The 12,927-nt window shown below is 71.8% G+C and carries 17 protein-coding genes; 8 read left to right on the plus strand and 9 right to left on the minus strand.

Translation table 11 applies throughout. The features are described from left to right. The first annotated feature begins 42 nt into the window (after positions 1 to 42). The 4 genes from HII36_RS30865 (at position 43) to HII36_RS30880 (ending at position 3,148) form a co-directional block, all read left to right on the plus strand. A complete protein-coding gene (locus HII36_RS30865; protein WP_173526801.1) occupies positions 43 to 981 on the plus strand; it encodes a hypothetical protein in 939 nt (312 codons plus the stop codon). Beyond that, entirely contained in the window at positions 978 to 1,457 is a 480-nt protein-coding gene (locus HII36_RS30870) for an ABA4-like family protein (protein ID WP_217370180.1), read from the plus strand. The genes HII36_RS30865 and HII36_RS30870 overlap by 4 nt, the downstream gene beginning before the upstream one ends. Before the next feature lie 105 nt (positions 1,458 to 1,562). After that, entirely contained in the window at positions 1,563 to 1,724 is a 162-nt protein-coding gene (locus tag HII36_RS30875) for a hypothetical protein (protein WP_173526802.1), read from the plus strand. A 62-nt stretch (positions 1,725 to 1,786) separates the two neighbouring features. Further along, positions 1,787 to 3,148, plus strand: a complete 1,362-nt coding sequence (locus HII36_RS30880; protein WP_173526803.1) for a glutamine synthetase family protein — start codon at positions 1,787 to 1,789, stop codon at positions 3,146 to 3,148. A 58-nt stretch (positions 3,149 to 3,206) separates the two neighbouring features. Here the strand turns inward: HII36_RS30880 and hisF are convergent, their stop codons facing one another. Genes hisF through hisD form a run of 9 tightly spaced genes read right to left on the minus strand, consistent with a single transcriptional unit; the run spans position 3,207 to position 9,271 of the window. Further along, positions 3,207 to 3,968: an imidazole glycerol phosphate synthase subunit HisF gene (hisF, locus tag HII36_RS30885; protein ID WP_173526804.1), complete on the minus strand. Its 762-nt coding sequence runs from the start codon at positions 3,966 to 3,968 to the stop codon at positions 3,207 to 3,209. Further along, positions 3,965 to 4,366 (minus strand): Rid family hydrolase, encoded by a 402-nt coding sequence (locus tag HII36_RS30890; protein WP_173526805.1) that lies wholly within the window; start codon positions 4,364 to 4,366, stop codon positions 3,965 to 3,967. The genes hisF and HII36_RS30890 overlap by 4 nt, the downstream gene beginning before the upstream one ends. 22 nt (positions 4,367 to 4,388) lie before the next feature. Then, complete coding sequence (priA, locus tag HII36_RS30895; RefSeq protein WP_173526806.1) at positions 4,389 to 5,111, minus strand: bifunctional 1-(5-phosphoribosyl)-5-((5-phosphoribosylamino)methylideneamino)imidazole-4-carboxamide isomerase/phosphoribosylanthranilate isomerase PriA; 723 nt, start codon at positions 5,109 to 5,111, stop codon at positions 4,389 to 4,391. Continuing rightward, positions 5,111 to 5,440 carry a hypothetical protein gene (locus tag HII36_RS30900; protein WP_173526807.1) on the minus strand — a complete coding sequence of 110 codons (330 nt, stop codon included), beginning with the start codon at positions 5,438 to 5,440 and terminating at the stop codon, positions 5,111 to 5,113. Before HII36_RS30900 ends, priA begins: the two co-directional genes overlap by 1 nt. 46 nt (positions 5,441 to 5,486) lie before the next feature. After that, complete coding sequence (gene hisH / locus HII36_RS30905; protein WP_173526808.1) at positions 5,487 to 6,122, minus strand: imidazole glycerol phosphate synthase subunit HisH; 636 nt, start codon at positions 6,120 to 6,122, stop codon at positions 5,487 to 5,489. Further along, positions 6,119 to 6,274: a hypothetical protein gene (locus HII36_RS30910; protein ID WP_173526781.1), complete on the minus strand. Its 156-nt coding sequence runs from the start codon at positions 6,272 to 6,274 to the stop codon at positions 6,119 to 6,121. Before HII36_RS30910 ends, hisH begins: the two co-directional genes overlap by 4 nt. Further along, entirely contained in the window at positions 6,271 to 6,864 is a 594-nt protein-coding gene (hisB, locus tag HII36_RS30915) for an imidazoleglycerol-phosphate dehydratase HisB (RefSeq protein ID WP_173526809.1), read from the minus strand. The genes HII36_RS30910 and hisB overlap by 4 nt, the downstream gene beginning before the upstream one ends. Then, positions 6,861 to 7,931, minus strand: coding sequence for a histidinol-phosphate transaminase (locus HII36_RS30920; protein ID WP_173526810.1), 1,071 nt, complete (start codon positions 7,929 to 7,931; stop codon positions 6,861 to 6,863). Before HII36_RS30920 ends, hisB begins: the two co-directional genes overlap by 4 nt. Beyond that, positions 7,928 to 9,271: a histidinol dehydrogenase gene (gene hisD / locus HII36_RS30925; RefSeq protein ID WP_173526811.1), complete on the minus strand. Its 1,344-nt coding sequence runs from the start codon at positions 9,269 to 9,271 to the stop codon at positions 7,928 to 7,930. Before hisD ends, HII36_RS30920 begins: the two co-directional genes overlap by 4 nt. A gap of 326 nt (positions 9,272 to 9,597) precedes the next feature. On the opposite strand from hisD, the gene HII36_RS30930 reads away from it, so the two are divergent. The 4 genes from HII36_RS30930 to HII36_RS30945 form a co-directional block, all read left to right on the plus strand. Further along, a complete protein-coding gene (locus tag HII36_RS30930) occupies positions 9,598 to 10,557 on the plus strand; it encodes a hypothetical protein (protein WP_173526812.1) in 960 nt (319 codons plus the stop codon). Between the two features lie 28 nt (positions 10,558 to 10,585). Further along, a complete protein-coding gene (locus HII36_RS30935) occupies positions 10,586 to 10,780 on the plus strand; it encodes a hypothetical protein (RefSeq protein WP_173526813.1) in 195 nt (64 codons plus the stop codon). A gap of 48 nt (positions 10,781 to 10,828) precedes the next feature. Then, entirely contained in the window at positions 10,829 to 11,842 is a 1,014-nt protein-coding gene (gene ligD, locus HII36_RS30940; protein ID WP_173526814.1) for a non-homologous end-joining DNA ligase, read from the plus strand. Between the two features lie 100 nt (positions 11,843 to 11,942). Then, positions 11,943 to 12,927: trypsin-like serine peptidase (locus HII36_RS30945; protein WP_173526815.1), on the plus strand; the 985-nt coding region annotated here is incomplete at its 3' end.

The raw sequence follows: 12,927 nt of genomic DNA on the forward strand, positions 1-12,927 counted from the left end.
AGCAGCGAGTAGCACTATCCACTATCTGCCGCGGAGGCACTCATGCTGCGATGGCACCGCCCCCTCATGCTGTTCGCCGGGACGATGGCCGTGCTGGCGGTGGCGACGACCGCCGCCTGGATCGTCGACGACCGCACCCTCGACGGCATGCCGATCTGGGCGAAACCCACGAAGTTCGCGATCTCGTTCGTCCTCTACTCCTTCACCTGGGCCTGGTTGTTATCGCTGTCGCCGCGCGGGCGGCGCTGGAGCGGCTGGGCGGGCACCGTCCTGGCCGTCGCCGGCCTGACCGAGGTGGTGCTCATCGTGTTCCAGGCCGCCCGGGTCGAGCGCAGCCACTTCAACTTCGCCACGCCGCTCGACACCACGATCTACATGATCATGGCGAGCACGATCACCGCGCTCATGGTGGCGAACATCGTGGCCGCGGTCGCCGTCCTGATCGACCGGCCCGGTGACCGCCCGCTCGCCTGGTCGCTGTGGTCCGGGCTGATCATCTCCACACTCGGGCTGGCCTCCGGCATCCTCATGACCATGCCGACCGCGGGCCAGGACCCGGCGTTCGGCATCGTCGGCGCGCACACCGTCGGCGTGCCCGACGGCGGCCCCGGGCTGCCCGCGCTCGGCTGGAGCACCGTGGGCGGCGATCTGCGGGTGCCGCACTTCGTCGGCATGCACGCGCTGCAACTGCTCCCGCTGCTCGCCCTGGCGCTGACCGCGCTGGCCGGGCGGGTCCCCGCGCTGCGGCACGAGGTCGTCCGCGCCCGGCTGGTCGCGATCGGCGGCGGCCTGTACGGCGGGGTGTTCGCGCTGACCGTCTGGCAGGCGCTGCGCGGCCAGTCCGTGGTCAAGCCCGACGGGCTCACCCTGGCCGTGCTGGCGGCGCTGCTCGTCGCGGCGCTGACCGCCGTCCTGGCCACCGCCCTGGCCGCGGCCCGGCTCCCCCGCACCGACCCCGCCGAGGAGAGGTCCGCCTCGTGAGCGTCTCCGCCCTGTTCGACCTCAGCTTCTACGCCGCCGCGCCGTTCTGGGCGCTGATGATCCTTGCCCCCACCTGGTCGTTCACCCGGCGGATCGCCGGCTCACCGCTCATGGTGCTGCCCACGCTGGCGGTCGACCTGGTGCTGCTGGTCCCGCTGCTCGGCGACTTCTGGCCGGTGGTGACCCGGCCGACGCTGGCCGGGCTGCAGCAGCTCGTCGCCGACCCGCGGGCGCTGGCCGCCCTGTGGGCGCAGATCATCGCCTGGGACCTGCTGGTGGGCCGGTGGATGTACCTCGACAGCCGCGAGCACCGGGTGCACCCGTTGCTCATGGCGCCGCTGCTGGTGGCGACCGTTCTGCTGTCGCCGCTCGCGCTGCCGATCTACCTCGCGATACGGCGGGGTTATCGGCATCGGCGCGGATCCTTCGGCGTGGTCGGCACTCCTGACGCGATTCGAGGCCGTACCATGGCGTAGGAGAGAAGCCCCCCGGTTAAGATCAAGAACATCTTCACAGAAGATGCCAGTTGATCGCCCAGATCCGGGTATATACGGCTGGGAATGGACTGCAGGAGGCCCCCCATGCAGGTCAAGAAGGTGATCACCTACGTGATCGTCGCGTTCGTGGTCTTCTACCTGTTCACCCGGCCGGCCGACGCGGCCGCCGCGGTCAACGGAGTGTTTGACGGAGTCGTCCAAGGAGCCAACCAGTTGGCGGTGTTCTTTACAAACGTTCTGACCTGATGGGACGGTTCTGTCTGCGCTAGATGCTTCCCCGCGCTGCCAGATCGTGTTACGCAGACAGGATGAGAGATCGCCCGAGCGGCACCAAGATCAATCAGCCCGATCCGCACGTGCGGCGCATACTCGAGCGAGCCGAGCTCGAGGGCATCGAGCTGATTCGCTTTCTGTACGCCGACCACGGTGGCGTGATCCGTGGCAAGGCGGCATCCCGGTCGCGGCTGGCCGAACGGCTGCGAACGGGCATCGGGCACACGGTGGCCATGATGGCGATGAACATGCTCGACCAGTTGCAGGAGGTCGAGCACATGAGTCCGGTCGGCGAGGTGCGGATCGTCCCGGACCCGGCCACCTACGTGCCGCTGCCGCACGCACCGGGCGCGGCGGCGATGCTGTCCGACCTGTGCCTGCCCGACGGCACGCCGTGGGACGCGTGCGCGCGGACGTTCCTCAAGAACGCCGTCGCCGAGCTCGCGAGCGAGAACTACACGCTGCAGGCGGCGTTCGAGCCGGAGTTCACGCTCGGCCGCCGGCTGCCCGACCCGAGCGGCGGCCCCGACCGGCTGGTGCCGCTCGACGACGCCCTGTGCTACGCCAACGCCGGCTTCGACACCGCGCACGACTACACGATCAAGCTCATGCGCGCCCTGGAGACGCAGGGCCTGCGCGTCGAGCACTACCACCCGGAGCTGGGCCCGGGCCAGCAGGAACTGTCGATCAGGCACGCGCCCGCGCTGCGTGCCGCCGACAACCACGTCCTCTACCGTGAGACGGTGCGCGGCGTGGCCATGCGCATGTCCATGTGGGCCACGCTGGCCCCCAAGCCGCTGGCCGACCAGTCGGGCAACGGCGCGCACCTGCACCTGTCGCTGTGGCGCGACTCGCAGAACGTCTTCGGCGAGGACGACGAGATCCGCGCCGCGTTCATCGGCGGTCTCATCGCGCACCTGCCCGCGCTGACCGCGCTGACCTGCGGCAGCGTCAACAGCTTCCGCCGGCTGTCACCACGCTCCTGGTCCAGCGCGTACGCGGTGTACGGCCCCGACAACCGCGAGGCGGCGGTCCGGGTCTGCTCACCGCTGGGCGAGAGCGGCGAGCCGAACCTGGAGCTCAAGCCGTCCGACTCCTCGGCCAACCCGTACCTGTCGCTCGGCGCGGTCATCCACGCCGGGCTCGACGGCATCAGGCGCAAACTCGACCCTGGCGAGCCGGTGGACGTCGACCCCGACACCCGCCCTGGGCGCTACCCGCGCCTGCCGGCCTCGCTGCCGGAGGCGCTGGACGCGCTGGAGGCCGACGAGGTGCTCATGGAGGCGCTCGGGCCGCTGCGCCGCAACGCCTATCTGACCGTCAAGCGGTCGGAGGCGGCGGCGTTCGCCGGCCGGGACGTCTCGTACGAGCTGTTCAACCACCTGCGCGTGTTCTGAGACATTCTCCGCGTGTCCCCCGTGCGGCGCCCTGCCGGGTTCCGCACGGGGAGTCGCGTCAGCGCACCGGGTGGCCGGCCGCGCGCAGGGTGTCCTTGACCTCGGCGATCTTCAGGGTGCCGAAGTGGAACACCGAGGCGGCCAGCACCGCGTCGGCGCCCGCCGCGACGGCCGGGGGGAAGTCCGCCAGCCGCCCGGCGCCGCCGCTGGCGATCACCGGGACGCGGACCGCCGCCCGGACCGCGTGCAGCATCTCCAGGTCGTAGCCGTCGAGGGTGCCGTCGCCGTCCATGGAGTTGAGCAGGATCTCGCCCACGCCCAGCTCCTCGCCGCGCGCCGCCCACTCCACCGCGTCGATGCCGGTGCCCCGGCGGCCGCCGTGCGTGGTGACCTCGAAGCCGCTGGCCGTGCCCGGCGCGCGGCGGGCGTCGACCGACAGCACCACGCACTGCGCGCCGAAGCGGCGCGAGGCCTCGGTCAGCAGCTCCGGCCTGGCGATGGCGGCGGTGTTCAGCGACACCTTGTCCGCGCCGGCCCGCAGCAGCGTGTTGACGTCGTCGACGGAACGCACGCCGCCGCCCACCGTCAGCGGGATGAACACCTGCTCGGCGGTCCTGCGCACCACGTCGAGCATGGTCTCGCGCTCACCGGACGACGCGGTGATGTCGAGGAAGGTCAGCTCGTCGGCGCCCTCCTCGTCGTAACGCCTGGCCAGCTCGACCGGGTCGCCCGCGTCGCGCAGATTCTCGAAGTTGACGCCCTTGACCACCCGGCCGGCGTCGACGTCGAGACAGGGGATGACTCTTACCGCTACGGTCATGCTCGCAGTGCCTCGATTTCGATCTCGATCAGCATTCTCGGGTCGATCAGGCCGGCGACCCTGACTCCCGTGCAGGCCGGCCGCACCGCGCCGAACACCTCGGAGATGGCCCGCCCGGCCTGGTCGAAGTGGCGTTGCTCGACCACGTAGTAGCGGACCATGACGACGTCCTCCCTGGCCAGGCCGCCCATCATGACGGCCTCCAGAGCGATCTCGATGGCGGTCAGCGACTGCCGGTAGGCATCGCCGACGTGCCGTACCTCGCCATTGACGGTGGCCGTGCAGCCGGAGACGATCACCCGGTCGCCCACCACGACGGCACGGGCGTAGCCGTACTTCTCCTCCCAGATGCCGCCAGAAAACACCCTCGATCCCGTGTTCTCCATGCTGATGCTCATCCTTCGCCCCTCCCTGCGAAGCTCACGCGCGCACCGCGGCCAGCGCGTCTTCCAGCGTGAACGCGTGAGCGTAGAGGGCCCTGCCCACGATCGCCCCTTCCACGCCGTTCGGAACGAGAGAAGCCAGTGCGACCAGGTCATCGAGGGAGGAGATGCCGCCGCTGGCCACGACCGGCTTGTCGGTGCGGGCGCAGACCTGCTTGAGCAGGTCGAGGTTGGGGCCCTTGAGCGTGCCGTCCTTGGTGACGTCGGTGACGACGTAGCGGGGGCAGCCGTCGGCCTCCAGCCGGTCGAGCACCTCCCACAGGTCGCCGGCGTCCTGGGTCCAGCCGCGGGCGGCCAGCGTGGTGCCGCGCACGTCGAGCCCGACCGCGATCTTGTCGCCGTGCTCGGCGATGATCTTCCGGCACCACTCGGGGTTCTCCAGCGCGGCGGTGCCGATGTTGACCCGGCGGCAGCCGGTGGACAGCGCGTCGGCCAGCGACTCGTCGTCGCGGATGCCGCCCGACAGCTCGACCTGCACGTCCAGCCGGCCGATCATCTCGCGGATCAGCTCCCGGTTGGCGCCGCGGCCGAAGGCGGCGTCGAGGTCGACCAGGTGGATCCACTCGGCCCCCGCCTCCTGCCAGGCCAGCGCGGCGGCCAGCGGCGCGCCGTAGCCGGTCTCGGTCCCGGCCTCACCCTGGACGAGGCGGACGGCCTGGCCGTCCGCGACGTCCACGGCGGGGAGCAAAACGAGCGACATCAGGTCCTCCGGTCGAATGCGAGAGTCATCACAACGGGTGCCAGCAGCAGGGAGAAGACGAACACGGCGAAACTGAGCGGCACCGAGCCCCAGATCAGCCAGACCAGCGCCTGCACGAGCAGCAGGCCGAGCGCCACCAGGACGTTCTGGGCGCGGCGGCGGCGGGCCAGCAGCCCGCCCTGCCGGTGGAACCTGACCTGGCGCGGGGTCAGGCGGGCGGCCAGCGCGCGGCGGCGGGCGCGGCGCGCCTGCCGCTCCTCGTTGAGCCGGATCGCGCGCGCCCGCTCCGCCTCACGCTCGGCGCGCCGGCGCGCGCGTTCCTTACTCACGGGATCTCATCCAACAGGTTCACCGGATCCCTTCCGGCACGGCGGCTCACGTGACGGTGGCGAGCCAGTTGGTCAGCAGGGCCGCGCCGGCGTCGCCGGACTTCTCCGGGTGGAACTGGGTGGCCATGAGCGGCCCGTTCTCCACCGCGGCCACGAACGGCACGCCGTGCTCGGCCCAGGTGACGACCGGCTCGGCGAACCCGTCGCCCGGGCGCAGCTCCCACTCGCGCACCCCGTAGGAGTGCACGAAGTAGAACCGGGTGGCGGCGTCGAGCCCGGCGAACAGCACGCTGCCCGCGGGCGCCTTGACCGTGTTCCAGCCCATGTGCGGCAGCACCGGCGCGTCGAGCCGCTCGACCGTGCCCGGCCACTCAGCGCAGCCCTCGGTCTCGACGCCGTGCTCGACGCCGCGGGCGAACAGGATCTGCATGCCCACGCAGATGCCCAGCACCGGCCGCCCGCCGGCCAGCCGGCGGCTGATGATCCGGTCACCGTGGACGCTCTTCAGCCCGCTCATGCACGCCTCGAACGCGCCCACCCCGGGCACGACCAGGCCGTCGGCGTTGAGCGCGGCGTCGTAGTCGGAGGTGACGGTGACGTCGGCGCCGACCCTGGCCAGGGCGCGCTCGGCCGAGCGCAGGTTGCCCGAGCCGTAGTCGAGCACGACCACGTTCCTGCTCACCACCACATCACCCCGGCGGTGATCGCCATCGCGGCGCCGACCGCGCAGACGGTGGCGCCCAGCTTCATCCCCTGCTTGCCCAGCGAGACCACGCCGCCGATCAGGAACAGGCCGAGGAACATCATCACGGCGGAGGTCCAGTTCTCGGTCACAGCACTCCCTTCGTGCTCGGCACGCCCGAGGCGCGCGGGTCGAGCTCGGACGCCTCGCGCAGCGCCCGCGCCAGCGCCTTGAACTGCGCCTCCACGATGTGGTGCGCGTTGCGCCCGTACGGGACGTGCACGTGCAGGCAGATCGCGGCCTGTGCGACGAACGACTCCAGGATGTGCCTGGTCATCGTCGTGTCGTATTCAGGGCCGATCATCGGCGCCATGCCCTCGGGCTCGGTGTGCACCAGGTACGGGCGGCCCGACAGGTCGACCGTGACCTGGGCCAGCGACTCGTCCAGCGGGCACGACGCGTTACCGAACCGCCTGATGCCCGACTTGTCGCCCAGCGCCTCGCGGAAGGCCGCGCCCAGCGCCAGCGCGGTGTCCTCGATCGTGTGGTGGGAGTCGATGTGCAGGTCGCCCTCGGTCTTCACGGTCAGGTCGAACAACCCGTGCTTGCCGAGCTGGGCCAGCATGTGGTCGTAGAAGCCGACCCCGGTGGCGACGTCCACCTGGCCGGTGCCGTCGAGGTTCACCTCGACCAGGACCGAGGTCTCCTTGGTTGCGCGCTCGACGCGGCCTACCCGGCTCACAGAACTCCCTCCATCGCGGCGCGGAACGCCGCCATCTCCTCGCTGGTGCCGATCGACACACGCAGCCATTCTGGCGGGCCCACCTCGCGGATGAGAACGCCGTGCGCCAGCAGGCCCTCCCACACCTTGCGCCGGTCGGGGAAGGCCCCGAACAACACGAAGTTGGCGTCGGAGTCGGCCACCGCCAGGCCCTTGGACCGCAGCCACGTCACCGTGTCGTCACGCTCGCGCCGCAGCGCGTCGACCGTGCCGAGCAGCTCGGCGCGGTGGCGCAGCGCCACGCGGGCGGCCGTCTGGGTCAGCGTCGACAGGTGGTACGGCAGCCGCACCAGCAGGAGCGCCTCGATCACCGCCGGGTGCGCGGCCAGGTAGCCCAGGCGGGTGCCGGCCATCGCGAACGCCTTGGACATCGTCCTGGTGACGATCAGCCGCGGGTGCCCGGGCAGCAGCGTGAGCGCCGACGGCGTGCCCTCGCGGGCGAACTCGGCGTAGGCCTCGTCGACCACGACCACGCCCGGGGCCGCGGCCAGGATCGCCTCGATCGCCGCCAGCGGCTGCGCGGTGCCCGTCGGGTTGTTCGGCGAGGCCAGGAACACGATGTCGGGCCGGTGCTCCTCGATCGCGGCCACGGCCTTGCCGGGGTCGAGCGAGAAGTCCTCCTCACGCGACGCGCTGACCCACTCGGTGCTGGTGCCCGTGGTGATGATCGGATGCATCGAGTACGAAGGCTCGAAGCCCAGCGCGGTGCGGCCGTGACCGCCGAAGGCCTGCAGGATCTGCTGGAGCACCTCGTTGGAGCCGTTGGCCGCCCACACCTGCGCGGCGCTCAGCCCGTGGCCCAGGTATCCGGCCAGGTCGGCGCGCAGCGCCTCGGCGTCGCGGTCGGGGTAGCGGTTGAGCTCGCCGGCGTTCGCCCGCACCGCCTCGGCCAGGTCGGCGACCAGCTCCGGCGAGGGCGGGTAGGGGTTCTCGTTGGTGTTGAGCCGGACCGGGACGTCGATCTGGGGCGCGCCGTACGGCGTCTTGCCCCTCAGGTCGTCGCGGATGGGCAGATCGTCCAGGTTCACGTGGTCGGAATCTCCCAGTCGAAGCGGGCGCGGATCGCGGCGCCGTGCGCCGGCAGGTCTTCGGCGTCGGCCAGCACCGACACGTGGGCCGCCGCGCCCGCGAGCGCCTCGCGGCTGTAGTCGACGACGTGGATGCCGCGCAGGAACGACTGCACCGACAGGCCGCTGGAGTGGCAGGCGCAGCCGCCGGTGGGCAGCACGTGGTTGGAGCCGGCCAGGTAGTCGCCCAGCGAGACCGGCGCGTACGTGCCGACGAAGATCGCCCCGGCGTTGCGCACCCGGGCGGCGACCTCGGCGGCGTTCGCGGTGTGGATCTCCAGGTGCTCGGCGGCGTAGGCGTCGACCACCTTCAGGCCGTCGTCGATCGAGTCGACCAGCACGATGCCGGACTGGCGGCCGGCCAGCGCCTCGGTGATGCGCGCGGCGTGCTTGGTGGCCGCGACCTGCCCGGGCAGCTCCTTCTCCACCGCGTCGGCCAGCTCGGGGCTGGTGGTGACCAGGACGGCGGCGGCGACCACGTCGTGCTCGGCCTGGCTGATCAGGTCGGCGGCCACGTGCACCGGGTCGGCCGTCTCGTCGGCGAGGATCGCGATCTCGGTCGGGCCGGCCTCGGAGTCGATGCCGATGCGGCCCTTGAGCAGCCGCTTGGCCGCGGTCACCCAGATGTTGCCGGGGCCGGTGACCAGGGTGGCGGGCGGGCACTCCTCGGTGCCGTAGGCGAACATGGCCACGGCCTGCGCGCCGCCGACGGAGTAGACCTCGCCGACCCCGAGAAGGGCGCAGGCGGCCAGGATCGTGGGGTGCGGCAGGCCCCCGAACTCCGGATCACCCCCACGATCGTGGGGAGCATCACCCTTCTGGGGTGGCGAGGTAACAGCCAGTGATTTTACGCCGGCCTCCTGGGCCGGGACGACGTTCATGACCACGCTGGACGGGTAGACCGCGCGCCCGCCCGGCACGTACAGGCCGACCCGGTCGACGGGCACCCAGCGCTCGGTGACGGTGCCGCCGGGCACGACCTCGGTGGTGACGTCGGTGCGCCGCTGGTCGCGGTGGACCTTCCTGGCCCGGCGGATGGACTCTTCCAGCGCCGCCCTGACCCGGGGGTCGAGCTCGGCCAGGGCCCGCTCGATCTCCTCGGCCGGCACGCGCGTGGAGGCGATCTCGACACCGTCGAACCTGGCGGTCAGCTCCCGTACGGCTGCCGCCCCGCGATGGCGTACGTCGTCGCAGATGGACCGCACCTTCTCCAGGGCGGCCTCGACGTCGAGTTCGGCGCGGGGCAGCACGTCGCGCAGGTTCTCCGGCAGGGAACCGCGCATGTCAATACGGGAAATCACCCTCACAGTCTACGGAGTCCACTCCCTGAATCCTGTTCTGTCCACTATCCGGGACACGGATTCATCAGAGGCTCGCGGACATAAGACGGCCGTGAGAACCGGCGTTCGCCAACGCCGGTCTCACGGCCGTCGTCACCCCGGACCGGGCCATACCGGGGCGGGATGCCGTGGCCGCCACGGGGGTGCGGCCACGGCCGGGAAAGGCTCCGCCCTCCTCTGCCCAGCGGATTTCGCCTCTAACGTCTTCATCAAAGACCACCAACGGTAATCAAAAGATAACGTTACGTTATTTTTGCTGATGGGAAGGGATACAGTGAGGTGTCCCCATGAATCACGCGAGCATCGGCGCAACGCACGGCGGCGTTCTGGTGTGCTCGTCGCCGCGGCACGCGGCGGCGCTGCACCGGGTGGAGCGCATCGGGCCCGAGGTGGTGGCGGGCATCCCGCTGGTGCCCGCGGGCGCCGGCCCCGGCCACCAGGTGCCCGGGCACGTGGCCGCGGCCGGGATGCCGCGCGGCGCGTGCCGCCGCACCCGCACCGCACCGGAGCCCTCGCCGCGCTCGGACGAGTGGTGCGAGCGGCAGTGGGCGGCGGTCAAGGCGGTGTGCCCGCGCTGCTTCAACGACGACGAGCTGGCCAGGGGCGTGCGGACGATCGAGGCCGGGTCGGGGCACCCCACCGACAGGCTCGTCCTGGCCCACTTCGACGAGCTGATCACCCGTTACGCCGACCACCTGGCCTTCGGCGGCCGCCTGTCCGAGCGCCATCCCCGGTGGGCCTCGACCGAGCCGCTGCCCGGCCCGGCCGGGCTCGCCTACCAGGTCTCCTACGAGGTCGCCAAGACGGTGACGGCGTCCGACGGCTGGGCGGTCGGCGGCACGGTCGCCGTCGAGGTGGCCGCAGAGGTGGCCGGTCGCCACGGCTTCACCGGCGGCTACACGCACTGCGTGGCCAACACCAGCGCCTGGCCGGAGTCCGACACGGTGCACGCCCACCTGCGGGCCGGTCCCGGCGAGTGCGGCCGGGTCGACGTGCACGGGGCCGGCGGCCGCTACGCGGGCCTGCTCTACGTCACGATGACCGGCTTCCCGCGGCACGACGCCACCGGCGCCCGCTGCTTCGACCTGGGCCGCCACCACGTCTGGACGACGTGCGGCTACCTGTGCGTGCCGATCGCCGACGCCTTCGTCAAGTCGCCGGACTCCCCCTCGGCGGTGCTGCGGGTGCACCGGACCTGGCCGGAGCACCACCCACCCCCCGATCTCACATTTCCGGAAATCGCATGATTTGTCCTGTTTGTCATATTCTGTCGGCATGGGACTCTGGCGCGGCCCCGGCGGCCTCCTGGTCGAGGCGATCATCCTGGACGATCGCCCGCTGCTGCGCGTCACCCACCAGGTCAACGGCAGGACCTACCTGCGCGGCTACTGCACGTCCGTCTCCGAGCTCGGCCGGCACGGCGTGGACCTCGCCGAACTGGTGGAAGACTCCGCTCTTGACCATCTGTAGACCCCGATCCGCCACTGACGATCTACCCGCCGGGGTACTGCCTGCACCATGGCCAGGCTGCCCGCGTACGCCCCGATGCTCGCCCAGCTCGGCACCCTGACGGACGTCCAGGGCGACGGCTGGGCCGTGGAGATGAAGTGGGACGGCGTGCGCGCCCTGGCCTACCTCGAGAACGGCACGGTCCGCCTCATGTCACGCAACGGCAAGGACATCACCCCCGCCTACCCCGAACTGCAGCTCATGGCCGGCGCCACCGGCGGCCGGCCGGTCGTGCTCGACGGCGAGGTCGTCGCCTTCGACGAGGCCGGACGGCCCAGCTTCGAGGCCCTGCAACCACGCATGCACCAGCGCAAGGCCGCCACCGTGGCCGAACTCGCCCGCACGGTCCCCGTCACCTTCATGGCCTTCGACCTGCTGCACCTCGGCGAGAGCCCGGTCGTCGCCCAGCCCTACACCGAACGCCGCGACCTGCTGGAGAACACGCTCACCCCCGGCTACCGCTGGCAGGTGCCCGTCTGGTTCCCCGACCACGCCGACCGCGCCTTCGACTCCTCCCGGCAACTCGGCCTCGAAGGCGTCGTGTGCAAGCGGCTCACCTCGCCCTACCGTCCCGGCCGGCGCAGCGGCGAATGGACCAAGGTCAAGAACGTCAGCGCCGTCGAGGTCGTCGTCGGCGGCTGGAAACCCGGCGGCGGCCGACGTACCGGCATGATCGGCTCCCTGCTCCTCGGCGCCTACGACCACCGCGGCCGGCTGCACTTCGTCGGGCACGTCGGCACCGGATTCACCCAGGCCATGCTGCGCGACCTGGCCGAACGGCTGGCCCCGCTGGAACGCCGCGACCCGCCGTTCGACGAGCCGGTGCCGCGCGAGCACGCCCGCGACGCCCACTGGGTCGAGCCCCGCCTGGTCGGCGAGGTCCAGTACCACGAGATGACCGGCGACCGGCGGCTGCGCCACCCCTCCTGGCGCGGCCTGCGCCCCGACCGCGAACCCGCCGAGGCCACCACCGCCCAGTTCGAGACCACCACCGGCAGAGACGGCGACGCCGCCGCGGGCTGAACCGTCCACCGGCGACACGAACCCCTCCATCACGATATGCAACGACTCTGTGACTTACAGTGATCGAGGCTTTTCGATCGAGATGTATACGGGGGACATAGTGTCCAAAGCCTTGGTCACCACGCTGGCCGCCGCCCTGGCCACGACCGCGGGCGTCGCGCTGACGGCCTCAGCGCCGGCGTCCTCGTCGGCCGACCCGCCCGCGCCGGCACCCGCGACCGCCAGGTCCGGCTCACCGGAAGAGCCTGGCACGGAGCGGACCTGGGGCGCGGAGGCCTCACCGCTGATGCGCCCGGACGACGCCATCGAGTACTGGACCGTGAGCAAGCAGTCCAGGGCCAACGCGGTGGACCTGCCCCTGGGCCAGGCCGCCGGCGAAGCGGCCGGCGAAGCGGGCCCACGCATTGCGGGCCCACGCATTGCGGGCGGCGCGGCGGGCGGCGCGGCCGAACGCCGGCTCAGCGTCCCCCAGGCCAAGCGGATCACACCCGGCGCCGACGTCAACGGCTACAGCCGCGTCAGCCGCCCCTACACCCGCGCCGCGGCCAGCCGCATCACCGGCCGGCTGTTCTTCGTCAACGCCGACGGCCAGCGCGCCTCCTGCAGCGCCTCGGTCGTCCGCTCCGCCCGCGGCCTGCTCGTCGCCACCGCCGCCCACTGCGTGTACGGCGTGCCCAAGCGCGGCGGGCAGCCCCAGTGGTACCGCAACTTCGCGTTCGTGCCCGGCTACGACGGCCGCGCCCGCACCGCCGCCCAGCGCGAGCCCTACGGCCGGTGGGGCGGCCGGCGCGTGTGGAAGCCCGACGGCTACACCGCCGTGCGCGGCGGCGACTGGAACTCCATCTACGACCTGGCACTCATCGAGGTCGGCAGGAAGGGCACCACGCTGCAGCGCACGGTCGGCGCGTTCACGCCGATGCGCAACCAGGGCGGCTCCTTCACCGTCGCCGCCTACGGCTACCCGGGCAACGACGGCGGCCGCCCTTACACCGGCGCCGACCAGCTGTGGTGCCTGGGCAGGACCAAGCAGACGGTGGGCGCGGTCGGCAGGGACATCATGGTCTCCGCCCCCGCCCCCGCCGCCC

It is taken from the genome of Nonomuraea antri, assembly GCF_013283785.1.
GTDB lineage: Bacteria > Actinomycetota > Actinomycetes > Streptosporangiales > Streptosporangiaceae > Nonomuraea > Nonomuraea antri.

Excerpts from the sequence above, each read along its gene's own strand:
- HII36_RS30880 (WP_173526803.1), top strand. The coding sequence starts at position 1,787 with ATGAGAGATCGCCCGAGCGGCACCAAGATCAATCAGCCCGATCCGCAC.
- HII36_RS30875 (WP_173526802.1), top strand. The coding sequence starts at position 1,563 with ATGCAGGTCAAGAAGGTGATCACCTACGTGATCGTCGCGTTCGTGGTC.
- HII36_RS30890 (WP_173526805.1), bottom strand. The coding sequence starts at position 4,366 with ATGAGCATCAGCATGGAGAACACGGGATCGAGGGTGTTTTCTGGCGGC.
- ligD (WP_173526814.1), top strand. The coding sequence starts at position 10,829 with ATGGCCAGGCTGCCCGCGTACGCCCCGATGCTCGCCCAGCTCGGCACC.
- HII36_RS30865 (WP_173526801.1), top strand. The coding sequence starts at position 43 with ATGCTGCGATGGCACCGCCCCCTCATGCTGTTCGCCGGGACGATGGCC.
- priA (WP_173526806.1), bottom strand. The coding sequence starts at position 5,111 with ATGTCGCTCGTTTTGCTCCCCGCCGTGGACGTCGCGGACGGCCAGGCC.
- HII36_RS30935 (WP_173526813.1), top strand. The coding sequence starts at position 10,586 with ATGGGACTCTGGCGCGGCCCCGGCGGCCTCCTGGTCGAGGCGATCATC.
- hisF (WP_173526804.1), bottom strand. The coding sequence starts at position 3,968 with ATGACCGTAGCGGTAAGAGTCATCCCCTGTCTCGACGTCGACGCCGGC.
- HII36_RS30930 (WP_173526812.1), top strand. The coding sequence starts at position 9,598 with ATGAATCACGCGAGCATCGGCGCAACGCACGGCGGCGTTCTGGTGTGC.